At 49.0% G+C, this 26,348-nt stretch carries 19 protein-coding genes; 7 read left to right on the top strand and 12 right to left on the bottom strand.

Annotation, left to right across the window (positions count from 1 at the left end; genetic code table 11):
- Nucleotide 1: 1 nt before the first annotated feature.
- The gene (bamC, locus tag ACZ5EJ_RS03140; RefSeq protein ID WP_464557439.1) at nt 2-1,162 is read left to right on the top strand and encodes an outer membrane protein assembly factor BamC; all 1,161 of its coding nucleotides are present in this window, start codon (nt 2-4) and stop codon (nt 1,160-1,162) included.
- 322 nt (nt 1,163-1,484) lie between these two features.
- Here bamC and ACZ5EJ_RS03135 read toward each other — a convergent pair whose 3' ends face one another.
- From ACZ5EJ_RS03135 to ACZ5EJ_RS03115, 5 genes are all read right to left on the bottom strand, one after another.
- A complete protein-coding gene (locus ACZ5EJ_RS03135) occupies nt 1,485-1,712 on the bottom strand; it encodes a hypothetical protein (protein ID WP_074927350.1) in 228 nt (75 codons plus the stop codon).
- A gap of 182 nt (nt 1,713-1,894) precedes the next feature.
- On the bottom strand, nt 1,895-3,424 hold the full coding sequence (murJ, locus tag ACZ5EJ_RS03130; RefSeq protein WP_464557436.1) for a murein biosynthesis integral membrane protein MurJ: 1,530 nt from the start codon (nt 3,422-3,424) through the stop codon (nt 1,895-1,897).
- 278 nt (nt 3,425-3,702) lie between these two features.
- Nucleotides 3,703-4,278: a flagellar transcriptional regulator FlhC gene (flhC, locus tag ACZ5EJ_RS03125; protein WP_011633827.1), complete on the bottom strand. Its 576-nt coding sequence runs from the start codon at nt 4,276-4,278 to the stop codon at nt 3,703-3,705.
- Nucleotides 4,279-4,310: 32 nt separating this feature from the next.
- The gene (gene flhD / locus ACZ5EJ_RS03120) at nt 4,311-4,628 is read right to left on the bottom strand and encodes a flagellar transcriptional regulator FlhD (protein ID WP_011633826.1); all 318 of its coding nucleotides are present in this window, start codon (nt 4,626-4,628) and stop codon (nt 4,311-4,313) included.
- Nucleotides 4,629-4,824: 196 nt separating this feature from the next.
- Nucleotides 4,825-7,224, bottom strand: a complete 2,400-nt coding sequence (locus ACZ5EJ_RS03115; protein ID WP_464557434.1) for a DNA internalization-related competence protein ComEC/Rec2 — start codon at nt 7,222-7,224, stop codon at nt 4,825-4,827.
- A 336-nt stretch (nt 7,225-7,560) separates the two neighbouring features.
- Between ACZ5EJ_RS03115 and ACZ5EJ_RS03110 the strand changes: the two genes are divergently transcribed.
- The 3 genes from ACZ5EJ_RS03110 (at nt 7,561) to ACZ5EJ_RS03100 (ending at nt 8,664) form a co-directional block, all read left to right on the top strand.
- Nucleotides 7,561-7,752 carry a hypothetical protein gene (locus ACZ5EJ_RS03110; protein WP_041353437.1) on the top strand — a complete coding sequence of 64 codons (192 nt, stop codon included), beginning with the start codon at nt 7,561-7,563 and terminating at the stop codon, nt 7,750-7,752.
- 357 nt (nt 7,753-8,109) lie between these two features.
- Nucleotides 8,110-8,277 (top strand): hypothetical protein, encoded by a 168-nt coding sequence (locus ACZ5EJ_RS03105; protein WP_166484973.1) that lies wholly within the window; start codon nt 8,110-8,112, stop codon nt 8,275-8,277.
- A 48-nt stretch (nt 8,278-8,325) separates the two neighbouring features.
- Nucleotides 8,326-8,664: an MliC family protein gene (locus ACZ5EJ_RS03100; protein ID WP_011633823.1), complete on the top strand. Its 339-nt coding sequence runs from the start codon at nt 8,326-8,328 to the stop codon at nt 8,662-8,664.
- 53 nt (nt 8,665-8,717) lie between these two features.
- On the opposite strand, the gene ACZ5EJ_RS03095 is transcribed toward ACZ5EJ_RS03100, so the two are convergent.
- The 7 genes from ACZ5EJ_RS03095 to ACZ5EJ_RS03065 form a co-directional block, all read right to left on the bottom strand.
- Nucleotides 8,718-9,920 (bottom strand): acetyl-CoA C-acyltransferase, encoded by a 1,203-nt coding sequence (locus ACZ5EJ_RS03095; protein ID WP_011633822.1) that lies wholly within the window; start codon nt 9,918-9,920, stop codon nt 8,718-8,720.
- Nucleotides 9,921-9,984: 64 nt separating this feature from the next.
- On the bottom strand, nt 9,985-12,504 hold the full coding sequence (locus ACZ5EJ_RS03090) for a 3-hydroxyacyl-CoA dehydrogenase/enoyl-CoA hydratase family protein (protein WP_041353699.1): 2,520 nt from the start codon (nt 12,502-12,504) through the stop codon (nt 9,985-9,987).
- A gap of 181 nt (nt 12,505-12,685) precedes the next feature.
- A complete protein-coding gene (locus ACZ5EJ_RS03085; protein ID WP_074710629.1) occupies nt 12,686-13,186 on the bottom strand; it encodes a thioredoxin domain-containing protein in 501 nt (166 codons plus the stop codon).
- Nucleotides 13,186-14,424 carry a sialidase family protein gene (locus ACZ5EJ_RS03080; RefSeq protein ID WP_464557430.1) on the bottom strand — a complete coding sequence of 413 codons (1,239 nt, stop codon included), beginning with the start codon at nt 14,422-14,424 and terminating at the stop codon, nt 13,186-13,188. Before ACZ5EJ_RS03080 ends, ACZ5EJ_RS03085 begins: the two co-directional genes overlap by 1 nt.
- Nucleotides 14,425-14,490: 66 nt before the next feature.
- Nucleotides 14,491-16,632, bottom strand: coding sequence for a TonB-dependent receptor family protein (locus ACZ5EJ_RS03075; protein ID WP_464557428.1), 2,142 nt, complete (start codon nt 16,630-16,632; stop codon nt 14,491-14,493).
- A gap of 314 nt (nt 16,633-16,946) precedes the next feature.
- The gene (locus ACZ5EJ_RS03070; protein ID WP_074684927.1) at nt 16,947-19,436 is read right to left on the bottom strand and encodes a TonB-dependent receptor; all 2,490 of its coding nucleotides are present in this window, start codon (nt 19,434-19,436) and stop codon (nt 16,947-16,949) included.
- Between the two features lie 120 nt (nt 19,437-19,556).
- Nucleotides 19,557-20,786, bottom strand: coding sequence for a sialidase family protein (locus ACZ5EJ_RS03065; RefSeq protein ID WP_256201556.1), 1,230 nt, complete (start codon nt 20,784-20,786; stop codon nt 19,557-19,559).
- A gap of 226 nt (nt 20,787-21,012) precedes the next feature.
- Here ACZ5EJ_RS03065 and ACZ5EJ_RS03060 point away from each other — a divergent pair, with 226 nt between their 5' ends.
- From ACZ5EJ_RS03060 to ACZ5EJ_RS03050, 3 genes are all read left to right on the top strand, one after another.
- Entirely contained in the window at nt 21,013-22,314 is a 1,302-nt protein-coding gene (locus tag ACZ5EJ_RS03060) for a DUF2325 domain-containing protein (protein ID WP_074456360.1), read from the top strand.
- A gap of 71 nt (nt 22,315-22,385) precedes the next feature.
- The gene (locus ACZ5EJ_RS03055) at nt 22,386-24,107 is read left to right on the top strand and encodes a CbiX/SirB N-terminal domain-containing protein (protein WP_464557425.1); all 1,722 of its coding nucleotides are present in this window, start codon (nt 22,386-22,388) and stop codon (nt 24,105-24,107) included.
- A 93-nt stretch (nt 24,108-24,200) separates the two neighbouring features.
- Nucleotides 24,201-26,294, top strand: coding sequence for a TonB-dependent hemoglobin/transferrin/lactoferrin family receptor (locus tag ACZ5EJ_RS03050; protein WP_464557423.1), 2,094 nt, complete (start codon nt 24,201-24,203; stop codon nt 26,292-26,294).
- Nucleotides 26,295-26,348: the final 54 nt, after the last annotated feature.

Here is a 26,348-nt window from a genome sequence, read left to right as displayed (position 1 = left end):
CATGCTTAAGAAGCGTCCGAACAGACGTCTGAGAAAATTTCTGATTGTAAATATTACGCTGGCGATCCTCGTTTCAGGCTGCAACCTGCTACCCGAAAATAAAAAGATTGATTACAAGTCGGCAGGGAAACTTCCTCCACTTGAAGTCCCGCCTGATCTGACCAGTCCCGAAACCAACGAACGATTTGCCATTCCGGATGTTGATGCGTCCGGCAGCGCTACATTCTCGACTTACAACAGCACCCGGAGCGGACTATTAAGGGAGCGGGCAAATTTACCCGTACTCTCTGCCACTGCGCTGCAGAATGGAATTCATATCGAACGCTCCGGTACTCAGCGCTGGCTGGTTGTGCCACGCGAACCCGCCGCAGTATGGCCGGTTATCAAAGAATTCTGGCAAGATATGGGATTTCTGCTCAAGGTGGAAGCACCCGATCTGGGAATCATGGAAACTGACTGGGCAGAAAACCGTGCCAAAATACCCCAGGATATTATCCGAAGTGCACTATCAACTTTCCTTGACAGCCTTTATTCCACCGCTGAACGTGACAAGTTTCGTACCCGCCTGGAGCAGGATCAATCCGGCGCAACCGAAATTTTTATCAGTCACCGGGGCATGATTGAAGTGCTGGCAGATCGCAATACCAATCGCACTATCTGGCAGCCACGCAAATCAGATCCCGAACTGGAAGCAGAGATGCTGAACCGCCTGATGCAACGTTTCGGTGTGGATGAAGAACGTGCAACGGCTGAAATTGCTGCAAGTAGTGCAGCTGAAGAACGGGCGTTCCTGGATAAAACCCGGAAAGGTATATTGATTATAAGGGAACCGTTTGACCGCGCGTGGCGGCGAGTTGGCCTTGAGCTTGATCGGATCGGCTTTACGGTGGAAGATCGGGATCGTTCGAGCGGGATTTACTTTGTCCGCTATATCAGCCCCGGTGAGGAAATCCACAAAGCGGATAAGGGAAAAGGCTTACTTTCCAAACTGGCTTTCTGGTCCAATGACACTGATAAAGATTCTACAGCGGAGAAATATCAGATCAAGATAAGTGAAGTCAGTTTAAATAGTGAAGTTAGTGTACTTAACACGGATGGAATCGCTGAAGAATCAGAAACAGCTAAACGTATTCTTAATTTGTTATACGAACAACTTAAGTAAAGTAAAGTAAATAGAGCGACAGTATTACCCAGCTGATCGCGCTGCTCATCCTATACAAATGGACAGCAAGCATAACAAGTAGGTATATATTTACTTACCCCATACTTGGTTGGCTTGACTACGATTGGTGCAGTATATCCCTTTATTCTCCACGAATTTAATCCCCCGTCTCGTGGAGAATAAAATGCTTACATAGTGAATATCTGAAAATACCATGATACTTATAGGGGGTTTTTCACTGCAATTTTTCCATGGTGAAGTTTGTATCTGTACAAAAAAACCGCCTTTTAGGCGGTTTTTTTGTACAGATACATTTTTTAGCTTAGTGCGCTTCCGGGATACCAGTATCACCTTCTTTCAAGCACTTGCCATTTGCGTCAACCCCATGTTCGCATTCTATTTTTTGGCCGGATATGATTTTTTCATAGTTCTCTCTTTCCGACTCTTGAACAGCTTGATGAGGACGTCCGCATGCTACCAGCAGAACTGCGGTAGCGATAACAGCTGCGTAAGCAAATTTCATTATTAAAGTTCCTTTAAAAAATTTCATAAACCTTGCTGCGAACGGCAGTATATAACAAAAATATCTCTCAGCTCAAGCAGTAGAATAAAACTGTTATTGCTTGAGTTGAATGGGTTAAAAGCATCTGCTTCTTACGCATCCCATAGAGGGGATGCCCATTGAAACATCACTCCTACAAACAAAACAGGGTATGTCAGCGATACATTGGGTTATTGCCGCGAGAAATCATGTAATCGAAATCCTAATATCCATAGACACGCAAAATAGCTGATGCCACCCTGCACTACCATTAGCCCCAGTTTCACCACTCGCTCAGTTGCTGTAAGCACAAACCACTCGGTATTACTCCCGGCTGTCAGCCATAACCCCATACTCATCACGATCAAGGCAATCAGAATTTTGAGTATAAATAATCCCCATCCAGGTAAAGGCTGATAAATGCCGTAGGAACGCAATTTGGAATAAAGTACGCCCGCATTAAGACATGCACCCAAGCCAATCGCCAGCGCGAGCCCGGCATGTTTTAGTGGAATAATGAACGCAAGATTCATGAGCTGTGTAGCAACAAGCGTCAAAATCGCGATCTTGACTGGAGTTCTGATATTCTGCCGGGCATAAAAACCTGGCGCCAACACTTTTACCAGTATCAATCCGAGCAAACCAATGCTGTAGGCGATCAGCGCTTCCCGGGTCATCCAGACATCCTCCATGGAGAAGGCACCATAGTAAAACAATGTCGTTATAAGGGGTATGGCAAGCAACGCCAGTGCTACAGCGGCTGGCAGCGTTAATAAAAAAGTTAGACGCAGCCCCCAGTCCAGCAGATGGGAAAATTCCTCCGAGCTATTCTCCGTATAGTGACGTGATAATGAAGGCAGAATAACGGTACCCAATGCCACACCCAGCATGCCTGCCGGAAACTCCATCAGCCGATCAGCATAGTACAGCCATGAAACACTCCCGGTTATCAGCAATGATGCAAAAATGGTATTGATTAACAGGCTGATTTGCCCAATGGAAACGCCAAATACTGCCGGCCCCATAAGTTTAAGCACACGCCATGCTCCGCTGTTACGAAACCTGAAACGCAATCGTGGCATTCTTTTCAAGCGCAGCAGAAAGGGTATCTGAAAAGCCAGCTGCAAAATGCCGCCGATGAATACCGCCCAGGCCAGTGCCAGCACAGGAGGATCCATCAGCGGCGCAAGCCACAATGCACAACCGATAAAGGAAAGATTCAGCAAAACCGGCGTCAAAGCGGGCACAGAAAAATGGCTGTAGGTATTCAGGATACCGCCTGCCAATGCCACCAGCGAAATAAACAAAATATAAGGAAAGGTAACCCGAAGCAGTTCGACTGTCAGTGTAAATTTATCCGGCGCTGCTGCAAATCCTGGGGCACTGATATAAATAATCAGCGGTGCCGCCAGAATACCCAGCAATGTCACTACAAACAATGCCGCGCCGAGCAAAGTGGCTACGTGATCGATGAGTTCACGGGTCTGTTCATTGGTGCGGTTATTCTTGTACTCCGCCAGAACAGGGACAAATGCCTGGGAGAAAGCGCCTTCCGCAAACAAGCGCCTGAGCAGATTTGGAATGCGAAAAGCAACGAAGAAAGCATCAGTCGCTATCCCTGCGCCAAATATCCTTGCAATGATCAGATCTCGTACAAAACCGAGGATACGCGAAACCAATGTCATACCACTGACAGTGGCAAGTGTTTTAAGCAGGTTCAATTGTCAGAATGTTTCCAGGATTGGTAGTGCTAGAGAATCTGAGTTTCGGAAATGATTCCAGGTGGCCAGGCAAGATTAACTTTAGCCGATTATCCCGGATTTTATGCAGAGATACCAGAAATTTACTGACACCGTGAATGAAGGATAGTTAGAGAAGCTCTACTATTCTTTTCAGGGCTGATCTTGAAGTAAAGCACCTGGCTCCATTCAGGGAAACCAAGTGCTGACTATTTGTGGAAAATCAATGAAACCGGATCAGAAACCGCTGTAAAAAGATATCAGACCGCACACGCTTCTCTGATCTCAACTTCCTGAGCCTCTTTGGCCTTCTGCGCAGCTGCTCGCTTAGTTTTACCAGCACGTGAAGGAACATGACAAAGCCCACATACATGGTTGGATTGAATATCCAGGCTGTGAACCAGGAAATTCCCGGTACATTTAACGCAGGATGTAACAGAAAGCACCTTACTCTCCACAAAACGCACCAATGTCCATGCGCGTGTGAAACTCAATATACACTGCAGGTGGTTAACCTCGATATGTTCCAGATACAGCTGATAGCTCTTGATAATGGCATCAATGTCCCGAACATTCGTGTACTGGGTAATGTAATTGTAAATATTGATGAATAATGATGAATGCATGTTAGGCTGCCAACCTGTAAACCAGTCCTCGGAATAGGGAAGCATACCCTTGGGAGGAGAAACACCTTTAACTTCCTTATACAGCTTCACAAGTCGTTCGCGACTGAGTGTGGTAGATACTTCGAGCACTTGCAGCCTTGCACCCAGCCGGACCAATTCAGTGGCAAGCTGAATCTGTTTACCTTCGGATAAAATACTTTTCACTTTCATGATTACTTCCTCCTCTTCCTCTATACGGGTGCTCAGGAAATTTTTTCAGCAGGTTGCCCTGCCATGAGTATTGCAGCGTGGGATTGTGTCAGTGCGCGATCCTGTTTATGACTTGTAAGTATTTCTGCAATCAGGCTGTCATCAAAACGGAACCGGCACAACAGCATGTTGGATCCAGCCATTTTCAATAACTGGCTGTTAGTCAGCTTGATCAGAATATCCGCTATATCCTCGTCAATACCTAAACGGTACATTGCAGCAACCCTGTCTTCACGCAGCATTTGTTGAGCCAGCAGCAAATAACTGAGATTGACTTCCCTGATTTCATCTAAAATCTGATTTGTCCCCATTTTTACTGCTCCTTCTAATATACAAATTAAACCGGGTTGTTCTCAAAAATGATGTAAGCATTTTTAACCAGGGAGCAAATTGGGGAAAGCGGGCTGTTACCATATCAACCGTAGGAATTCGGCTTGAAAATTTGTAGGAGTTTTTCCTACAAACCAGGGGTAGTAAATTTCAGGCGCTTGTTACGAGGGATGATGCTCAGTCTGCCTCATCTACTGCAGACCACTTGTCATGCCAGAAACGGTGATTAAGCTTTCTCCAGGTATCAACTTCTATAGTGCCCCGGACAAAACGCAATAACACCGCTCCATCATGATCACTGCGCTGTAGCTGGCTGTCTTGCGCCTGATAGCGCTCTATTATTTCCGGATGCGGGTGCCCGAACCGGCTTCGGTAACCCACTGCAAAAATAGCATAGCCAGGATCAACTTGTCGTACAAAAGCTTCTGAAGATGAAGATCGGCTGCCATGATGCGGCACAATCAACACGCTGGAAGCAAGCGAAGTACCAGCATATTGCAGTAGACCCGCCTCAGTTTTCTGGCCAATATCTCCCGGCAACAATACACTGCCATGTGGCGTTGTTACTTTGAGTACACAACTCGATTCATTGGTCTTGCGTTTCTGTAGCAAAAACTCCGGTTCCAGCGGATGCAGGATTTCGAAATGTACTCCGTCCCACCACCACGAATCTCCTGCAAGACAATAGCGATTATCAGGAACAGCTTGCCGTATCGGATGATCAGCCGCAATTGATGCCAGCAACGTTCCGGTTTTTACGCTCGTCAATATCGACAATGCCCCGCCACTGTGATCCGAATCCGCGTGGGAAACGATCATCCTATCCAGCGTCTGAATACCCTCTCCACGCAGGAATGGCAAAATCACATACTTCCCACTATCACTGTCACCATATTTTGGCCCGGTATCGTAAAGTAGAGTATGGTTGCGAGTACGTAACACTACAGATAACCCCTGCCCCACATCCAGCACAGTTAGCCAGAGCTCTCCCGCAGCTGGTTTTTCAGGAAAAACCAGAAATAATGGCAATCCTGTCAGTATACCCAGCCATCTTGCAGGAAAACCAGCTGATACGCCCAGCCCTGGCCCGCCCGGCAACAACAGCCATATCACGCCGATGGTCGCAGTAATCACTGTCCATAAAGGCGGTGCATGCTGTTGCCAGGTGGCCAGAGGAAGCTCCCCCAGCCACTGCAACACAGCCATCGTAATTTGCAGAAAGGGATGTGCAACCAGCAGCAGAAATTCCAGCCCGGGAATGGTAGCCAGTAATGCCAGCGGCACGATGACAAGGGTAATCACCGGTATCGCCACCGCATTGGCAACGGGTGATATCAATGAAATCTGCTGAAACAGGATCAGCAGCAGCGGAAACAAACCAAGCGTAATCGCCCACTGTATGCGCACCCAGCCAGTTACTGCACTTGATCGACCAATCCGACCGGATACTACCAGGCAAATTAACGCCACTGCTGCAAACGACAACCAGAAACCTGGTGCAATGACCGACCACGGATCAAGTACCACAACCAGCAATAACACCCACCCCAACACAGGCAGTGTACGCACGCGCTGGTTACCCCAGAACGCCACCACGATGATGATCATCATGAATAACGCACGCTTCACGGGCACAGCAAAACCAGCCAGTAATGCATAACCGATGGCAACGATCAACCCGCACATCAGCGCAAACTTGCGGGCAGGCAACCACAATGCAAGACCAACACGACGCCATACCCAATAAGCCAGCAAAAACACCAGCCCGGCCACCAGCGTAATATGCGAACCGGAAATTGCCATGAGATGACTGGTGCCGGTTCGGGTAAAAATCTCCCACTGCTCCGACGGAATAGCACGTTGATCACCCACCACCAGCGCGATCAGCACCCCTGCATACGGATATTCGGCCAGATAATGCTGAAAATGACTACGAATTCCATCACGTTTACGCTCAAAGAAGTAGTGCGGATCACTGTTCCATGCTTCAAGCCGCTCGTTATCCTGCCCTGCTCGCACATAACCTGTTGCGCGCACGTTACGCTCAAGCAATCTGGCTTCATAATCCAGCACATGCGGGTTGGCGCTGCCATGCGGACGCTTTAACCGGACGGTTAACCGCCAACGCTCTCCTGCTGTGATATGCGGTAAAGCAACCCCCTTACGCTTGTTATCCCGATACCAGGAAAGCTGAATACGGGCAGGTACTACCGCATCCGGTGTCAGCACTTGCTCCACATCAAACCGGAAGCGCATGCTGTACCGGGCAAACTGCGGCATGTCCGGAACAACACCGGTAACCACAATATCTTTTCCTTCCCATTCATGCGACAGACTGTCCGCCAGCCTCATCTGCGCCGATAACGCTGTCCAGAAAAAACCGGCACCCAGCATAACAACAAACAATAGAAACCTGCTTACCAACACGGAAAAACGAAATTGGAGTCGGGAAAGAATTAAAGCTGCCAGCACTATCGGAATCAGCCCAATCGCCCAATAAATTTCGGGCAAAACCGGCTGCTGCAACAACCAAACGGCCCCGAACACAAATGCAAGACTGTAAATTCCGATCAACACTGATTTGATACCAGAGAATGACCATCCGGGAAAACCCGGTTAGCCAGATACCCCTAATGAATAAAAGTGAAAGTATTGGTGATGTTAACGTCAGGTATCGCCATTATCTGAAATCATGATCTACTTTTAAGCGCCATTAGAAACACTTCCACCTCACGATCAAAACACTATCTACTACATAGCATTCCTCTCTTATTTCCTCATTTTCTCAATTCAGTAGAAAAAGAGCCGTTTAAAAGCAATACCAAATTCTCGAAGGAGATTATCGATGAAAAGATCACCAATATATTCTTAACTGTGATCACCTTAACTATTTTATCCGGGTACTCAGTCGGAATGGCATTGTCCAGAAAACAGGACTCCAATCTCGGGGCAATCAGGGTTGGTGCCACACGTGGAGAAATAGAATTGCATCTTGGGCACCCCATTACTACGACACAACACTGGAAAACAGAAAACGACAGGATATTTATGAATATGAGCTTGGTAACGAAGCAAGTGCTGGACGGGCCATCGGGCACGGGGTAATGGATGTTCCCACCCTTGGACTTTGGGAAGTTGTCGGTACGCCCATAGAAGCAACGCAAGGACATAAAAGACAAATCACTATTACGTATGATGAAAAAGATCACGTTCAGTCAATCGTAGGTACTGCTCCTAAAAGACAGTTCTAATATAAAACAACCACCGAGATCTATCTGAAATGGTTATAACAGAGAAATCTAAAGTTTCTACCGAATAAGCAGTTTATTTAACCAAGAAAACTATTTTAAATTTTTCTAAACTATGTCATTTTTTACTACGCTACCCATCCATACTCTGTTATTTCTTGGGTTCATATCAATTCCAATCCTATATTTCCACATCAGATACGACGATAAAATTTTGATCTACGATCCTACAATTCTTACAACCACAGGAATTTTTGCTACTTTCTTTGGTATTGCTCTTGGACTGGCTGATTTCGATGCTGCCAATATCCAAGCCAGCATCCCTGCGCTATTAGCCGGGTTAAAAACAGCTTTTACATATGATAAACAACGCAGGTTATAGAAAATTTGTAGCCCGATCCTTATAACAACCCCAATACCAGGTAATCGTATGAAACGATTTCTAAAATATTTTATCCTCTTCCCGCTACTTGCGATCCTGACATCCTGCACACCGCTAACATCTCCCAACCCCATGGCAGCAGTCATCAGCTCGGTAATTTTTGTTTCAGATTCCGGGCAGGCGGTACGGGCGGTTTATCGGGATGATGATACGGTGACGCTTACTTTTCCCGACGGCAGGATGGAGATTCTTAATCTTGCAATTTCTGCATCAGGTGCGCGTTATGTTGCGGGAGAAAATGAGTGGTGGGAGCATCAGGGCGAGGCGACTTATTCCACCAGTAATCAAACAATTTTTACAGGAAGATTACAGATACCTGCCCAATAAATCAGCCGCCCGCCAAAATCAGTCCGATTTGCTCTATCGGACTGATGCTTTGTTTATAGCGCTTCAAATACGCCTGCCGCTCCCATTCCGCCGCCAATGCACATGGTGACCATGCCATATTTGAGTTTGTGACGACGTAATCCGCTCAGTAATGTTGCCACGCGAATCGCACCGGTTGCACCCAGTGGATGACCCAGTGCAATGGCCCCACCCAGTGGATTAACTTTTGCCCGATCCAATCCGAGATCATGGATAACAGCCAGACTTTGCGCAGCGAATGCCTCGTTCAACTCAATCCAGTCAAGTTCATCCTGTTTGATGCCGGTTTGTTTCAGCACTTTAGGAATCGCCTCGACGGGTCCTATCCCCATGATTTCCGGCGGCACACCAGCCACCGCATAACCAATAAATCGCCCGATCGGTGTCAGATTAAAGCGCTGCAAAGCTGCCTCGCTCGCCACCACCACCGCACCTGCTCCATCCGACATTTGCGAGCTGTTACCCGCCGTGACAGATCCTCGTGCTGCAAACACCGGACGTAACCGGGCGAGTGCCTCCGGGCTGCTATTCGCCCGGGGTCCCTCGTCAGTATCCCTGATAACGGAGAAATCGTGGATTTCGTGCGTATTCAGGTCCGGCCGGTCTTCATGAACGGGATAAGGAGAAATTTCATCCCTGAATTCCCCTTGTTCGATGGCGCGAATCGCACGGTGATGGCTTTCCAGTGCAAATTCATCCTGCGCCTCACGGCTGACCTTCCATTGTTCCGCCACCTTTTCGGCAGTAATCCCCATGCCATAAGCAATGGCTACCTGTTCACTCTCTGGCTTAAATAAAGCCGGGTTCATCGCCACTTTGTTACCCATCATCGGCACCATACTCATGCTTTCGGTGCCGCCAGCAATGATGACATCCGCTTCACCTAACCGAATCCGGTCGGCTGCCATGGCAACCGCCTGCAGGCCGGAAGCGCAAAACCGATTAATTGTTACACCCGGCACGCTAACCGGCAGACCAGCCAGCAGCAGTGCTACGCGCGCCACATTAATCCCCTGTTCCGCTTCCGGCATGGCACAACCGACGATAACATCTTCAACCGCTGCCGGATCCAGCCCTGCACACTGTTTCAGCACTACCTGCAGCACATGCACTAACATGTCGTCCGGCCGAGCATCCTTGAACATGCCCCGTGGCGCTTTACCTACCGGTGTGCGTGTAGCGGCTACGATATAAGCCTCCTGCACTTGCCTGGTCATCAGTTTCTCCTTCAATACTTGAATTTTTATTTCATCACGCCCATCTTCCGCAACTCCAAATCACTCAGTTGCGCAGCGGTTTACCGGTTTTCAGCGTATGCGCAATGCGATCCTGAGTCTTCTCGGTCGCCAGCAGCTCAATGAATGCTGTACGCTCAAGCTTCAGCAACCACTCTTCATCCACCCGGCTGCCCGCGACAATATCACCGCCACACATAACATGCGCGATCTTGCTGCCAATCAGGTAATCATGCTCGGAAATAAAGCCACCTTCCAGCAAGTTGACCATATTACTTTTGATCGTAGCAGCTCCCGTTGCCCCTGCCACTACGATTTCACGCGGACGCAATGGCGGACGATACCCGGTCTCTGCCAACGCAAGCGCCTGCGCCTTGGCAATGTGCAGTAATTCAAGACGATTCATGACAACTACATCAGCAGGCTGCAGATAATGCAATGCCTTTGCATGCTCTGCACTTTTAGCCAGTTGTGCCATAGCCACCGTCTGAAAATAATGCTTTAGATAAAGGAAAGGGTCCCCATCAATCGCATTACGCGCGGCGCGCAAGGCAAATTCCTTACACCCGCCTCCGGCTGGCAGCAGCCCTACACCCGCCTCAACCAGGCCAATGTAGGTTTCCAGTGTTGCTACCGCGCGATCACAGTGCATGACAAACTCGCACCCTCCACCCAACGCCATATTATCGACCGCAGCAACGGTCGGTATCATACTGTAGCGAAGCTGCTGCGAAATCTGCTGAAAATGAGCAATCATCACTTCCACTTCAGCCAGTTTTCCAGCCATTAACTTGTCGGCTATATCCAGGCTGCGGGCTGCTTGCAGAATGGTGGACTGTGCAGACTTTTTGAATTTCCGGATAAATAGATCAAATGCTGAAGGTGGTGCCGGAGGTGCCAAGGGAGCTTGCGATACTTCTGTTTTCGGTTTTTCTGCCGCCTTTTGCAGATTGGCACCTAGTGAGAATGGCGGTTCGGTCTGCCAGATTACCAATGCGCGAAAATGACGCTCGGCTTCAGTGATAACCTGTTGCATCCCCTGTAGAACCAGATTATCAATAGTATGCTTCTTGGTTTTGAAACTGACGATGGCAATCTGATCTCCGGTATGCCACATGCGCAGTGCGTCTGTTTCCAGAATTGTTTCACCATAGACCCTTTCCTCGCCAACCAGCCTGTCCGGGAATAGCTGACGCCGGTACACCGGCAACTGCGAACGTGGCTGCAAATTGTTCGCCACCGGCGCATAGGAGCCCTCCTGTGCGTGTACTCCCTGAGCAGCACTCTGTCCAACCACCTGCACCCAAGCTGGCAGCGGCGTTGCAGCCATGGCTTTGCCAGCAGCAATATCCGCTGCTATCCAACCAGCAAGCGTATTCCATCCCGCTGCCTGCCAAATCTCGAAAGGGCCCCGTTGCCAGCCAAATCCCCAGCGTATCGCCAGGTCAAGGTCACGTGCATTATGGGCAATTGATTCCAAATGGACGGCACAATAATGGAACAGATCACGATGAATCGCCCACAGAAATCGGGCCTGCGGATGGGGATGATCGTGCAACGCCACAAACCGGGCTACAGGATCTTTCTGTTTCAACAGTGCTTCGATTTCGCTGTCAACTTCGTTCTGCGCCAGTTGATACGTATCCGTATCCGGATTCAACACATGGATTTCCTTGCCCTGCTTCTGATAAACCCCCTTGCCACTCTTCTGTCCGAGTGCGCCCTGATTAACCAGTCTTTGCAACCAGTCGGGAACAGCGTAATGCGCATGCCAGGGATCCTCTGTCAGGCTGTTCTGCATGGTTTGTACGACATGCGTTAGCACATCCAGTCCGACCAGATCAGCAGTACGAAAGGTTGCACTTTTCGGCCGCCCGATCAACCTACCAGTCAGCTTATCCACCAGACTAAAATTCAAACCGAATTGCCGGGCATGATGCATGGTCGCCAGCATGGAAAAGACCCCTACCCGGTTGGCAACAAAGTTGGGCGTATCCTTGGCGTGGATAACACCTTTACCCAGACTGGTCACCAGGAAACTTTCCAGTGCATCAAGTACGCCTTGATCACTCTGTTTTCCTGGGATCAATTCCACCAGATACATGTAACGGGGTGGATTAAAGAAATGAATGCCGCAAAAGCGCGGTCGCAGGGCCTCGGGAACGGCTGCAGCCAGTTGGTTGATGGAAAGACCAGAAGTATTACTGGCCAGAATGGCCTGATTATTCAGATAGGGTGCAACTTTTTCGTACAACTCCGACTTCAGCTCCAGCCGTTCGGTAATCGCTTCGATCACAAGATCGCACTCACCCAGCTTTTCCAGATGTTGCTCGTAATTGGCGGGTTCAATACAGCTTGCCCGGTCAATTACCGATAGGGGAGAAGGGTCCTGTTTATTCAGTCTGTTGATCGCCTTCAGTACATTGGCATCGGGATTGCCCGATTCGGCCGACAATTCGAACAGTAATGTCTCTATGTTGGCATTAACCAGATGTGCTGCAATTTGAGCACCCATAACTCCCGCCCCCAGTACTGCAGCCTTTCTAACAATGAATGGATTGCTCAAGACACCTCCCGCATGGTCAAATTTCAGGCCAGACACCACCTGCCGCAACTAGAGCAGGATTGGGCCTGATAAAAAAGATTACAAGCATGAGCCCTAAAGAGCAAGCTGCCCAACTAAAAAGAACGAAAACCGGCTGCAGATCAGCTATACATAGATCTGATCGGAAAAGTACGGGTATGGATTACTTGCCTGTCGATGGTGTATTCATGCTGACAAGCGTCAGCCATTTCTTGACAAATGCCTCACCGACCAGACCGGTCTTGACCAGGCGTTCATGTGCTTGATCATAAAAATAGGTACGCGGCACTTCACCATACCAGCGGCGGTCAATCTCGAAACGCAAACGTTCAGGCATATCTTCAGCAAATACCCAGTTACTCTCAATCTCACTTAATCCGTAGCCGGCAAGATGAGAAACGATTTCCGGCCTATCCTCCGGTGTATCCGTTGCAATCAACACCAGATTCAGCTCTGGATGCTGCCACTTGAATTTTCCAAGCATTTCCAGTTCGGTTGGACAGTAGGTACAGGTCAGCGACCAGAGAAACATCACAAAAGGCTTGCCAGCATACTCTTCCTGAATTTGCGCCATACTGCCGGGCACAAAGGGACGCAAGTTATCCGCTGCCGAAGCAGCACCTGCCACTACCAGCAGCAATATACATAGTAAGCGACGCATCATTAATCACCTCCCACATCAAAAAGACGTATCCCGTCTCGCGTACTGTTCCAGACAACAAGCGGCTTGTGCGCGTCTGTTACAAATATCGGCAAATCTGCTGCACCACTGGTTGTTGCCACGATGCGCGCTGTTGACCAGGTATCGCCCCGATCTGCCGAAACAGAGGTCATCATCCGGTAATTGTCACCATCAAATTCGCGCCAGGCCAGAAACACTTGTTTGTCATGCGCAAATACAGCGGGATGACCTGGCTGAAAGTCGAGATCACCAAATGCATGGGGGGTAGTTGTAGTCATTTTTTCACCATCAATACGCCGATAGAATAATCCAGGATGCTCCGAATTACCGGTAAACCATGCCAGATGAATATCACCCACTGCATCTGCCGCAATATCCCCCCCATGATGCGGACAGGCATTAATTTCCCAGCCATCCTCACTGGCCCGAACTACCCTGGGTTGTGCACCCAATCGCGCCAGTGCAAAGTCGCGCATGCTGCCATCGAAGATATGACGCCAGAAAACAAACGGGATATCATTAACCCCCAGTGTCATGCTGATCCGGCAGCACTCGCACGCATGATCTGCCAGTTTACGATTTACAGAAAAACTCGCCCCTCCATCCTCTGACACTGCGTAATAAACGGTACTGCCAATATATTCCTGCCCGGATTTGACGGCTGCATCGCGCTCACGTCCATCAAACCAGACCACTGTTACATGGCCACGATCATCCAGTGTCAGCGTACTGAAACCATGACTGGTTTCTTCGTGATCATCATTGACTGTCACCGGTGCTGAAAAAGTTTTGCCTCCATCCACTGAGCGGGCAAAACGGATATTGCCGGAAAATACTTTTGGCAATGCCTGCACCCAGGTAACGACAATGACGCCATTGCGTACTGCAATCTTTGGCCGATTCTGCCCTTCTGCCAAAATTGCTTCTGGTTGTGGATTGACGGTCACCTCTTCGGAAAAATGCTTGCCATTATCTTCAGACCGGCTCACCTTGATATGACCGTCCTGCATACGTGCCAGCCACAACACACCCTTCTCATCGGCCGCCACGGAAACAGCCATACCAACCGCCCGGGTACGCATTTCTGCCCACATCTTGTTCATATCATGCTTGGGCTTTGCTGCCTTCGCGTCATGTGCATGTTCTGCCGCCTGAGTAAAAGGAATTGCAGCAGAGATTGCAGCAATAAAAATTGCTGCAATGAAATGTTTAATCGACATCTTCACTCCATTTAAGTTAAGCACCCACTCCTGCCAATCGATCCAGCCAGCGGAAGAATGAATGTGCTACATACGATATTCCAGCCCGGCAAAGAAGGAGCGCCCATCTCCCGGCAGGAACAACTGATCCTGAGGAACACCATTCTTTAGTCTAACCAAGTCCACCACACCTGTAGTAGCGGCATATTTTTGATCGGTCAAATTGCGCGCCTCGGCAAACCAGGAAAATCCACTTTTGCTCCGTTTGCCAATTTTAAAGCCCAGTAGCGCGTAGGAATCGGCATGCACTGTATTGGCATGATCCACATAATACTTCTGCGGTGACCACTCCACATTCGGGCCAATATAGTAACCGTCAGCGTGACGATAGGTCAGCTCAGCCTTATAGAAATGACGCGGAATACCGGCCAGCTGGTTATTACCGAAAGCAGCATCCTTATCGAATTTGAAATCATTGAACAGATACATCTGACGCAGGTAAAACATTTTTACTAATTCAACATCCAAGCCCAGCTCGACTCCCTGATGCACGGTTTTATCCGCGTTGACCGTGCCTATTGGGGAACTGGTAGCAGGGTCCACCAGCGCAAGTAATTCGTTGCGTACATGCGCGCGATACAATGCCACATCCCACTCAGCCATATTAAATAACCGGCCCCGGCTGCCTACCTCAAACGTAATGGCACGCTGCGCTTTAGCAAATGTCGGTGCCTGAACCGGCCCGCTGGTCAACTCGGCAAAACTGGGTGGCTCGAAACTGGTACTGACGTTACTAAAAAACTGTATGTCCGGATTCAGATCATAGATCAATCCAGCCTTGGGAGTGAAGCGCTGGTAGTTTCTGCTCCTGCTCTGATCCACCCCACCAGCCATAAACAGATCCTTCTGTTTGCGCGTGGTGTAAGTGTACTGCCCACCCACAATCAACGACAGTTGTGGCAGCAGATAAAACTGATTTTCCCCATACACTACATAACTGCTGGCATGCTGATCAAATTTGGCAGTGCGCGCACCCGCATTACCGCCATCATTCTTGAAACGGTTATCCATGACATTGCCCCAGCTCGGTTCGAAACCCAGCACAAAACGGTTACGATAACCCGCCACCGGCATTTCATTGATATAGCGCAACCCTATGCCATAATCATTGGTGGGTTGGGACAGCACCTGGTAAATCGGATGCCACAGATCCTTGTGTGAGTAGAATCCGGAAAATTCCAGTTGTTGATTGCTGCCCAATTTCAGAACGGTACGGTTGGCTACCCGGATAAGATCAATGTCACGTTTTTGTCGTCCATCCAGACTATCTTTATTTGCCTGCCTGGGATCGGATTTTAATTGTGCTTTAGTCAGATTGCCTGGCAGCTCCGAGTCAGATTTAACATAGGTCAAGTAAAAACGTGTTTCCAGATCAGGGGTGATACGGTAACCCGCATTACTAAACATGCGCCAGTTATCGGTAGCGGCCCAATCACGGAAACCATCCTGGCTGTAGCGAGAGACACTGGCAAAATAATCCAGCGAGCCATGCACACCACCGGAAGAGGCCATCAGCCGGTTATAGCCATAACTACCTGCCTCCCCCCGCGCGCGGAAACGCTCCGCATCATAACCAGTCGGCGTAACGAAATTGATCGCGCCTCCCAACATGGTTGATCCATACTGCAGTGCATTACCTCCCCGGAACACTTCAATATAGCGGGTAGCCAAGGGCTCGATTGCCTGAAAATCCGCCCCGCCATCGGCCAGATTCAGCCGTGAACCATCCTGCAAAATCTTGATGCCGCGCAAATGGAATGTGCGTTGTATACCTGAGCCACGAATCGACAGGCGGGACTCTTCAGCACCGGCACGAGACTGGACGAATACCCCGGGCGAATACCCCAGCGCATCCTGCACTGTTGAAGCACGGCCCGTGGCATAGGTTTCGCTGTCCACCACATTGGCGCCACCCGGCACCCGGCGCATGGCACGTTTTGCTTCCGGCAAGCTCTGTACCGTGATCGCTGGCTCTATCTCTGGTGCTATCACCTGGATTGTTTTCAGTTGTATCGATTCATCCGTACTTTGCGCCTGTACCCAGATGGGTGCAACAGCTGCCAGCACCCCGGTTACCGCAACCGTCAATGGCATTAGAGACTTGCCGTAACCGATTTTTTCGACTCCCAATCCCCATTTTTGTTTTTGTTTGATTTTTCTGCCTTTCATATTTTTCCCTGTTTTGAAAGCTTTAAAACTGATGGATACCCCTAAAAATCTGGTTGTGCGGAATGAAGCGTAAAATTCAACCGGGAACCCATTTTAGAAGCTCCCTTATAGGATGACCCATACTGAGCGCCTCAATCATAAGCCGGCCAGAAAGGCATCTCAATGCGACAAATTGTCGCACCCCGAGCTAAACATGGCCTGGAGACGTAGCTGGCAACAGGGTTTTTACCAGATGACATATATCTTGATTACCCGTAACTTCAATCCCAATAATCCATCAGGACGCCGAATAACGGCGAGCGGATTATTTGGGCTCAATAACTAAACGCTGCCTCAAGCAGATAAGTACGTTGCGGATAGGGGTGGTATACCCATGCCTTGTCATTGTTGAGGTTGCTGATGCCGAACGAAAACCGGCTTTTCAACCCGTTATTGAACCGGTACCGGTAACTGGTTTTGAAATCCATGAAGAAAAAATCACTCTGAGAACCAAATACCTTGTTCACATGATCTCTGTTATCAGGGTCGTTATATGAATCGCTGGTATAGCGGCCAGATAAGGAAACGTCCCAGGCATCCGTCACATGATAAGTGCCGAAAAAGTTGGCTCGCCAATGCGGCAGGCGAATAACCTGTTTTCCGGTCAAGCTGTAGTTGGCAGACACACCGGTTGATTCGGTAAATTTCACAACTGGCCCCTCTTCCACTTTTGAATTCATCCAGGTGCCGTTGAACATGAAATCAAATCGCGTACCGAGAATATTTCTCTGTTCGAAGATCAGCTCCACTCCGGTTGTGCCAACTTCGCCGATATTCTGGAATGCACTGGTTGTAAGTACTCCTGAGGCGGAAGTGATCTGGCGGATGGCATCCTTGATGTCATCCCGGAATACGTTAATACGGGCATAACCCTTCGGCAGCCCGTACTCCACCATAAAGTTATGGTGCACGCCATTTTCAGGTTTGAGTAGCGCGTTTGCAGTCAGAATGCTGGTAGGCGTACCGAGTGACTGGAAAAGCTCCGCAATCACCGGGAAGCGATGCGCACGCCCGAACGAATAGCGGAATTTCCACTGCCGGGGTTCATATCCCAGTGAAACCTTGGGAGAAGTGGCTGTCTCGGTACGATCCGGCACCACCACGTTGGAAGCAACCCCTTTGCTTGCTTCCCACCATTCCTGACGCACACCAGCCGTAATATCCCAGTCCGGCAGGAAACGAAACATCGATTGTGCAAAGATCGCATGGGTCGATGTGCGACCATCATTGTTGCGATTGGCCTGCAATGCGCCCCGGGTCAGATCATCATAATTGGTCAGGCTATATTGCCGGAAACTAAGGTTGTACTGGTCAAAATGGTATCCGGTCAGAAACGACAGTTTGTCGTAACCCAGCAACATCGGTGTACTCAGCTTGAGATCGTAATTCCACCAGTTGAATTTACGAAAATCCTGCAATTGCCCGGCACCGGTATTGCCTGGATCAGCATGATTGAAAAATGCAGCCGCACGAATATCCTTTAACACATCAAAATAGCTGAGCGTGGTATCGACATCCCAGTCAGGCGTTAGCGCACCGCGCAGCGACAAACCCAGATTCAATGTCTCGCGTTTGTCGCGGCTACTGCCAAAACCATTTCGCACCACGTCGAAACGGGTGCCATCCAGGGAAGCATTGCCCGGATTTGAACAGGTGACAACCGAGTTACAGACAGGTGAACTTCCTCCCCAGAAATAATTACCGTTTGCTGTATGCAGATAGTTATTGGGATGATTCTGGTTGCGGGTGCGTTCTTCATACGCTACGGTGAACAGCGTCTGCAGGTCAGAAGTAATGTCATATCCGAATTTCCCCTTGAACAAGTGAGTATTCACTTTCTCGGGGCCGGTATCACCGTAAATGATACTGGGCGTGCCACGCGTATCCGGCGTCCTGATACCTCCGGTCACTGGCATTCCTCCGGGCACATTGAACAATCCGGTGTTATCGATGAAATAGGATTGTGGATGCCCTTGGGCCTCCAACCGGTTGTAAGCCAGAAACACCGTGAATTTGTCCTGTATTCGATTACCGTAAGAGAAATATTGCCGGTCACCGATGAATGTTCCCTTATCCGACCCGTAATTCTTGTAAGGCTGAATGAACACACTGCCCTCAGCATAAAACTCCTGCTTGTTCGGCATACGCGTTCTAATATTGACGACACCCCCTATCGAGTTGCCACTGTACTCGGCCGAGAAAGGACCATAAACAATATCAACCGAATCGATCTCGTTCGGCCCGACCAGCGACCAGCGTGGCGCACCATTGAAAGAAGCCTGCAGAAAGTTGTGCAACGGTAGGCCATCGGCATAAACCATGCTGCGCGCAGTTGAAAACATATCTGCCCCGCGGATCCCCAGCACACCATTCGGATCACCCACATAACGCTGGCGTATTTGCAGGCTGGGCATGTATTTGAGCACTTCTTCCGTAGTTTGTGCATTCTGCTGCTCGACCTGCGTCCGAGTTACACGCATTGAAGGTGAAGTAACGCGTGAATCTCGCTCTATCTCGCCTGTCACCACCATTTCCCTGAAAACTGTTCTGTTTTGTGGGGCAATCTCACCTGCCTTTTTCTTCTTCCCTTTTTCCTTATCAGCACCTGCATTACTGCCTGATTCAGCCACTTGCGCCAATTGCTCTCCCGCATACTCCCTGTTACTCTCACTCGGGGCTTGCTTTCCAGGTGAACCATCACCCGGAGCAGCGTAACTTGATACTGCACAAAACAGGCCGATCAATGTCAGAGGAAATTGCTTCATGGTCTGAGCCATCCTTTCAGATTTGTGATTAAATTTACAGCAATGCCTGATGCCGTATCACTCATTTGTGATACATGTCATAAGTTTGTCTGCTGTTTATTGTTGTTTTGAAGATGGTTTTCAGCTGCCGGATCGATTAATTACTCTTTCAACGGGTAGAATTCGCAGCCCTTCATTGTCGGTATTCCATACAACCAAGGCTTTATCATTGCTAATTAGTGGCAGTGGATAATCGTTTGCACCAGCAGATAACATCAGGCGCCATGGCTCACTCCACGTCTCGCCACCATTATTTGAAAACATCATCTTTGCGGAATAAACGTTCCCGTCAAATTCACGCCAGGTGAGGAGGATGGTTTCACCATGTGCTACCACTGCGGCGTGGTTGGGCTGGGCATCTATATCCCCCAGCGCCATGGGTTTCGACTCAAGGTTGCCACTGATCCGTTTGTAGAACTGGCCTGAGCCGGCTGTACCATTGGTAAACCAGGTCAGATGCAATTGCCCTTTGCTGTCTGTCGCAAGACTGCCGCCGTTATGTGGACAGGCATCGATCTGCCATTCATCATGGGTAACTCTTCTTGCCTCCTCTTCCGTCTTGTCCAGATTAACCACGGCGAAATCACGGGTGTTGGCGCTAAAAATATTCCGCAGCAGCACAACTGGCCCCTCACTGGTCCAGGCAAGAGCAGTCCGGCAACACTCACAGGTATGCTGGTGAATCTGCCGATTGGGCTCGAAGTGCGCACCATTGTCGAATGATTGACTGCTATAGAGTGAAACACCCTTGAACTCTTCATTTCTTCCCCGCGCTGTATCACGGTCTCTTGCATCCAGCCAGGCCACTACTACTCTTCCCTTGCCATCAATGGCAAGGGAATCGAAACGGTGACTGGTCACATGACCATCATCATTCAGAATGACCGGCTCCGAGAAAGTCCGGCCTAAATCGGTTGAACGGGAGAACTTTATATTTCCGGCATATTTTTCTGTTAGTAGCTGTGTCCAGGTGACAAGCACCGTACCATCACTTACAACCTGAATCTTGGGGCGATTTTCACCATCGTTGGCTATGTTTTCCGGTGCAAGAGTAACGGTCACAGGCTCAGAAAAATGCTTTCCATCATCTTCTGACCTGGAAACCAGCAAGTGCTGATTAGCCACTTTTGCCAACCATAACCGCCCTTCCTGATCCAGTATTACCCCTACCCCAAGTGCAGATCTGGAGGATTTTGAGGCAGGCACTGCAAGCGGTTGCTGTGTTGAGCTATTGGCACTTAGCCCAGTTGCGACCGTAACCGTGGAAACAAGTGTGAAAAATAATCCAGCCAGTGCAGGGAGAAAAAACATTAACTTCTTCATGATTTACGTCAAAAATCAGAGAATAACTGATTCAAAAAAAAATAAAAATGCGACAAATTGTCGCATCTTGATATGTAAATAAAGCCCTGATCGCGAGGTATATCCAATCGATTACAATGTAATTGTTGATGATGCCAATGATAATTAGTATCATTCTTATTTCATATTGTCTAATTTGATTCAGATCGATATTTTCACCACAAGGAGATACCGCATGCATGCACCAGCAATTCTGCGACAGTCGGGAATCAATAGCTTATTACCTGAAAAAACAATCGACATCCATACGCCTCCTGTAAAACGCATGAAACTCTGGGAGCTGGACAGAACCCATCACTGCCCTGTTATCGGCCTTTGCCTTCCTCCTTCAGATCTTGAATGCTTTGCCAGACATTTTCACTTTAATGCTCCAACAAATAACGCACATGCTCTACATGTCGAGGCGGTTTGCTGCGCAACATCCAGAAATGCCGTATCAGAAACGATTCATAAGCGTCTGGACAGATTGCATCGGAGCTATATCAAACAATTCGAGGCAGCCAAAACTGACAACGAGGTATTGACACTTTGGAGAACACACTTTTCCAACGGGAAAGTAGCCGGGCCTCTGTGGGCAGCACTTACCCACAAGCGCATCAGTTCTGAAACCAGGGAGGAAATTCACGATACGGTTCATATGCACATGCATGAAGCAGTCGCCAAGCTTTCGGCTATGCAGAATCGGGTAAGTCAAACAGAGCAGACACTGAAGGAGCTGACCGAGCAACTGGAGCTGACCAAGGGAAAACACGCGCAGACCGAATTGCGCTTACGCCAGCGGCTGGAACAGGCGACTGTAGAAATTCGGCAATTACAGCAATCCCGACGGGAAGATGACACCCTGCGTCAGCGCCTGAAAATGCTGGAATCCGGCTGCACCATGATCAGTATGGGGCAGCGCCTGATGCTGCTGACAACAGAAAACGAGCAACTGCAAATCAAGGTCGCTCAAGCTGATGAACTCAAGCGATCACTCAAAAAAGCCTGCCACAATCTGACTGAACTTTATCGCGAACGGGATACCCTCCATACCGAGCGAGATACACTGGAGAATCTGCTGCTGGCTTTTAGTGCCACTCATACCATGGATAAAGAGTCAGCCGATATAGTTGATGCCCCCACTGCTTCTTACGACTGCATTCTGTGCGTGGGCGGTCGATCGGCACAACTACCACACTACCGCGTACTTGCCAGACAGTTTGGCTTCAAATTGTCACATCATGACGGCGGACAGGAAGATGCGTTATCCCGCTTACCGGAAATGGTATACGGCGCCACAGCGGTGATTTGCCCGACTGATTGCGTCAGCCATGCTGCCTACTATCAGATCAAAAGACTTTGCCGCCTGGGGCGCAAGCCTTGTTTATTGTTCAAGGGAACAGGCATTTCCAGCTTCGCCACGGCATTAGCAAAAATTGCAGCAGGCGAAGCCAGCATCAATAATTTATCTAGCTTGCTACCCGAAACCACGGCGTAGGTGCTGAACGTTATCTGCTGGTCAGTTTTTGCTCTTCTTATTTTTCGATTCAAACACAACACGGAGAAAGCATGTCTTTTGGAATTAGAACAGTAAAAACTGTTATGTCGTTTTATTTATTGGCATTTGTTCTGCTAAGTACCGGCGGGGCGTATGCGACCAATACAGAATCGACAGATCAAACCGGTTTTTTGGTGATTGCAGCCGATCGAGGCTTTGTGGGCAACGAGGAGATCCGCGAAGCATTCTTACCTTTCTCCGTCAATCATCCGGCAGCACTGGTATTCGTTACTGACGAGCGTACCCAGCAAACCCTGCAATCTGCATTGGCCAGCCTGCATAGCCGCAATGTCAGCCGTATTGTGGTATTGCCTTTGTTTATTTCTGCAGCAGAACCGCATTATCAACTCATTTATCAGCTGATCACGCAGAAAAATAAAATTGCCCCCACTATTTTTGCGCAACCTTATGGTGAAAGTTATTTCGCAGTTGAGGCGCTCGCCGCCTGGTTGCGCACCATGGAACATACGGCCCGTCAAAACCTACTTGTAGTAGGTTATGGCGCACAAAATGATAAGGACAGACGTGCGATGTATAACGACTGGATGCGAATTATCAAACAGGCATCAGCAGGAATCAATTTTCGTTCGATCAATGCCCTGATCCTCCCAGAAAGATCAGAAAACGAATCTCCGGAAGGCTACATGAATAGTACAAAACGAAAACTTTCCAACGTACTAACATCTCTTCCGGCCATTAAAAATAGCAAGAACCAGGTTATCTTGTTTGCTCTGGGCCCCAAACATGACAGCATGATGTCGCTCGACGCACGACTGAAACAGCTGCTACCTCAGAATGCAGTACTCAATAACTTTGGAATCGAACCACAGCAACTGACGATGTGGATGAAGCGGGAAGCTAATCGTCATCTGCCCCTGGCAGCAGAAGATACCGGCGTTATCCTGTTTGCTCATGGTTCTGATTTTCATTGGAATGAGAATCTGCGTACAGCAGTACACCCCCTGATGGATCGCTACAAAATCGAATTTGCCTTTTCCATGGCGGATCCTCTTACAATCGAACATGCACTGCACAAGCTGGAGCAGCGCGGCGCCAAAGCAGCAATTATCGTCAGTGCCTTCGCAACCAAAAATTCATTCCGTAAGGAAATCGCACACCTGGTCGGGATGGATATCGAGGATCCTGAAACCAAGCAAGCTATAGCCAACAGCAAAACACAGAATGGACATGGCAAGCACGGACATGGAGAATCCAGCAAACCCGTTCCCAGGATCCTGACATCCTTACCGGCCATCTGGACAGGCGGTTATGAGGATAGCCCCCTATTTGCAAAAGCACTGTTTGATCGTGTACTTGCGCTCTCCAAGGATCCATCTAAAGAAACTGTCATTCTGACTGCGCACGGCGCGCAGGATGATCAGCACAACGATAAATGGTTGCAAAATCTGGAAAACATCACCCATCAAATACGCAGCAATGGCGGTGAAAATTTCAAAGCATTCAAGGTTGCCACCTGGCGCGAAGATTGGCCAAAAAAACGTGCGCCCTGGGTTAAAAAAACAAGAGCCATGGTAACCGAAGCCAACAAACAAGGGGGCACAGCCATCGTCATCCCCGCACGCACAACCAGTACTGGTCCAGAAAAAAAATTCCTGGAGGGACTCAAATTCGAACTGGGAGAAGGTTTTGCGCCTCACCCCTTGTTCACGCAATGGGTCGATGAACAAATTCAACAAGGAATAAAGCAGCACGAGGAAGCCATCAATAACTAAAAACATTACCGTGGCAACAAAAACCGCTGTTCCAGCCAGCCAGCACTACGCCAGCCAGCCAGAAATTACTCATTTCTGGAGGAAGTATTTTTTATGTCACCGAGATGCAAGCATTATCCAGCCGCACTCAACATTTTTTATTTTGCAATCATCATGGCTGTATCGATGCTTTCTAATGCTGTTCATGCACAGACAACATCAGCTGGCACAAAATCTGAAAGTAGGCTGGCTTCCGCTGACTTGAAGGAAATCACCGTTACCGCTACCCGCACCAGTCGAAAGGTAAGCGAAGTGCCCGAATCAGTCAGCGTGGTCGATACCGAACAGATACGGACCCGGCAAGCAGCTGATATAGGAGATGTCCTCCGTTACCTGCCTAACGTTGAACTGGGTGGTGGGCCGCGCAATCTGGGCCTTAGTCCGGTCATGCGCGGCATGGGGGATGATCGCATCCTGTTCCTGCTGGATGGTGCCAGACAGGATTTCAACCGTGGTCACAATGCCCGCATCTTTACCGACCCTAGTCTGCTCAAGCGCGTGGATGTCATGCGCGGGCCGGCTTCCACCGTATGGGGCAGTGGCGCGCTCGGTGGCGTTATCTCCTTAACCACGCTGGATGCAACCGATCTGCTGCGTTCCGGTGAGCGTTTCAGCATGAAAGTTCGAGGGGGATTCCAGAGCATGAACGAGCAATATATTCCCGGCATCAGTGCTTACGGGCTGGCTGGGGAACAATTCGATTATCTGCTTGATTTTTCCTTCCGTAATGCAGCCGACGATATCCGTCACGGCGACGGCTCCAAACTACAAAACTCCCGCTTTGAATCCTATGCCAGTCTGGCCAAATTTAACTGGACACCAGGCGATCATCGCTTCACATTTTCTGCACAAACGTTCGATCAGGCCGGTAAAGTACCTTCCAACTCGCAAGCTGCTTCTACGGCAAACACACTGGTAGATCGGGATACCGAGCAGCGCAACTATACACTGCGCTATCGTTATGAAAATGTGGATAATGCCTGGCTCAATCCTGAAGTACTGGTCTACCACAATACCACCTACAGTCTCGAGAAACGGTTATTTGACCGGCGGCGCGATGAAACTGATTTCTCCACGACCGGCATCAATGCACGCAACAGCTCGCGCCTTGAGTTGAACAGTTTTACAACCCAATTAATTACCTATGGCGTTGATTATTTTCATAATGAAGCTAAAGGCAAACGCAATGGTGCCACACGACCGGAATTCCCCCGGGGTGAAGCAGATGTCGTTGGCTTGTATTTACAGGATGAAATCACGTTGTGGGAACGATTGTCACTCATTCCTGGTATACGTTGGGATTATTTCAGCAGTAAGGCAGATGGCATATCCGTCAGCTCCAATCAAAATGATCGCGTCAATTTCAAGCTTGGTGGACTGCTTAAGGTAACTGAATGGTTCTCAATCACTGGTGGCTACAGCGAAGCATTTCGCGCACCGACACTAGGCGAACTGTTTACGACCGGTACACATTTCACTTGTGGACCAAGGTGTTCCAATCTGTTTACCCCCAATCCCGATCTTAAACCGGAAACTGCCTTCAATAAGGAAATTGGCGCACGCATACAAAAATCGAATCTGCTGTTTGAAAACGATCAACTGACGATGCGCGGAACTTATTTCCATAATAAGGTTAAAAATTTCGTTGATCTGATGGTTGATTTTGTCTTTCGCCCGGTTCCTGGCAACCCAGGCAGAGGCGGTACCACAACCAGTGACAATGTACATGATGCCCTGCTGAAAGGATTCGAAATAGAGACCAGCTATGCGACGAAATATGGCTACACCGGCTTCTCCTACGCTCAGACCCGGGGTTACAACCGGACGAGTGGCGGAGTATTGTCCAATGTTCAGCCAGATAAATGGATTGTAATGGCCGGGTTAAATTGGCCAACTCATGATCTTTCCCTGGGCTGGCGCAGCAGTATTGTCAGTGCACAACATCGTGTACCAACAGGTGGAACCCCGACACCTGGCTATACACTGCATGATCTAACATTAACCTGGCTGCCACAAAACGGCCCAGCTAAAGGGTTACGTTTTGATTTTGGAATCGACAATCTGACTGACAAGGATTATCGCCGTCACCTCAACGTGTTGAAAGATCCGGGACGCAACTACAAACTGGCTGTTTCATATCAATTCTGATTCGTGCTATCCAGCTTTGTTCATGTAGGGACTTGAATCTGAATTGTGTGGCAG

This window comes from Nitrosomonas sp. TNE100 (assembly GCF_055387135.1).
Note: the sequence above shows the minus strand (reverse complement) of the source record. Positions and strands in the feature narration are given on the sequence as shown.

Bases quoted from the DNA above. Each gene is read 5' to 3' on its own strand.
- ACZ5EJ_RS03080 (WP_464557430.1), bottom strand. From the start codon at position 14,424: ATGTCGATTAAACATTTCATTGCAGCAATTTTTATTGCTGCAATCTCT.
- ACZ5EJ_RS03095 (WP_011633822.1), bottom strand. From the start codon at position 9,920: ATGACCAGGCAAGTGCAGGAGGCTTATATCGTAGCCGCTACACGCACA.
- ACZ5EJ_RS03050 (WP_464557423.1), top strand. From the start codon at position 24,201: ATGTCACCGAGATGCAAGCATTATCCAGCCGCACTCAACATTTTTTAT.
- ACZ5EJ_RS03110 (WP_041353437.1), top strand. From the start codon at position 7,561: ATGGCATTGTCCAGAAAACAGGACTCCAATCTCGGGGCAATCAGGGTT.
- ACZ5EJ_RS03100 (WP_011633823.1), top strand. From the start codon at position 8,326: ATGAAACGATTTCTAAAATATTTTATCCTCTTCCCGCTACTTGCGATC.
- flhC (WP_011633827.1), bottom strand. From the start codon at position 4,278: ATGAAAGTGAAAAGTATTTTATCCGAAGGTAAACAGATTCAGCTTGCC.
- ACZ5EJ_RS03070 (WP_074684927.1), bottom strand. From the start codon at position 19,436: ATGAAGCAATTTCCTCTGACATTGATCGGCCTGTTTTGTGCAGTATCA.
- ACZ5EJ_RS03060 (WP_074456360.1), top strand. From the start codon at position 21,013: ATGCATGCACCAGCAATTCTGCGACAGTCGGGAATCAATAGCTTATTA.
- ACZ5EJ_RS03065 (WP_256201556.1), bottom strand. From the start codon at position 20,786: ATGTTTTTTCTCCCTGCACTGGCTGGATTATTTTTCACACTTGTTTCC.
- ACZ5EJ_RS03055 (WP_464557425.1), top strand. From the start codon at position 22,386: ATGTCTTTTGGAATTAGAACAGTAAAAACTGTTATGTCGTTTTATTTA.
- ACZ5EJ_RS03075 (WP_464557428.1), bottom strand. From the start codon at position 16,632: ATGAAAGGCAGAAAAATCAAACAAAAACAAAAATGGGGATTGGGAGTC.
- bamC (WP_464557439.1), top strand. From the start codon at position 2: ATGCTTAAGAAGCGTCCGAACAGACGTCTGAGAAAATTTCTGATTGTA.
- ACZ5EJ_RS03135 (WP_074927350.1), bottom strand. From the start codon at position 1,712: ATGAAATTTTTTAAAGGAACTTTAATAATGAAATTTGCTTACGCAGCT.
- flhD (WP_011633826.1), bottom strand. From the start codon at position 4,628: ATGGGGACAAATCAGATTTTAGATGAAATCAGGGAAGTCAATCTCAGT.
- ACZ5EJ_RS03085 (WP_074710629.1), bottom strand. From the start codon at position 13,186: ATGATGCGTCGCTTACTATGTATATTGCTGCTGGTAGTGGCAGGTGCT.